The following is an 854-nucleotide window of genomic DNA, read 5'->3' on the forward strand; positions in this document are numbered from 1 at the left end:
GGGGTGATGAGCTCCACCTCGATGGCGATGTTGTCGCCCGGCATCACCATTTCGACGTTCTCCGGCAGCTTCACCGAGCCCGTCACGTCCGTGGTGCGGAAGTAGAACTGCGGACGGTACCCCTTGAAGAACGGGGTGTGACGGCCACCCTCCTCCTTCGAGAGCACGTAAATCTGCGCCTTGAACTTGGTGTGCGGGGTGATGCTGCCCGGCTTGGCCAGCACCTGGCCGCGCTCCATGTCCTCGCGCTTCAGGCCACGCACCAGCGCGCCGATGTTGTCGCCCGCCATGCCCTGGTCCAGCAGCTTGCGGAACATCTCCACGCCCGTGACGACCGTCTTCTGCGTCGGACGCAGACCGACGACTTCCACTTCCTCGCCGACCTTGATGATGCCGCGCTCGACGCGGCCCGTGGCCACCGTACCGCGGCCAGAGATGGAGAACACGTCCTCCACCGGCATCAGGAAGGGCTTGTCCGTCGCGCGCTGCGGCGTCGGGATGTAGCTGTCCACCGCCTCCATCAGCTTCAGGACGGCCGGCTCGCCGATGTCGCTGGTGTCACCCTCCAGCGCCTTGAGCGCGGAGCCCGGGACGATGGGGATGTCGTCGCCAGGGAACTCGTACTTCTTGAGCAGGTCGCGGACTTCCATCTCCACGAGCTCGCGCAGCTCGGGGTCGTCCAGCATGTCCACCTTGTTCAGGAAGACCACGATGTACGGAACGCCGACCTGGCGCGCCAGCAGGATGTGCTCACGCGTCTGCGGCATCGGGCCGTCCGCCGCCGACACCACCAGGATGGCGCCGTCCATCTGCGCCGCGCCCGTAATCATGTTCTTCACGTAGTCGGCGTGACC

At 65.9% G+C, this 854-nt stretch carries 1 protein-coding gene; it reads right to left on the reverse strand.

The window, feature by feature from the left end:
* A partial coding sequence (tuf, locus tag G4D87_RS38255) for an elongation factor Tu (protein ID WP_163787648.1) occupies positions 1-854 on the reverse strand: 854 nt, incomplete at both ends.

The organism is Myxococcus vastator, from assembly GCF_010894475.1.
Taxonomy (GTDB): Bacteria; Myxococcota; Myxococcia; order Myxococcales; family Myxococcaceae; genus Myxococcus; species Myxococcus vastator.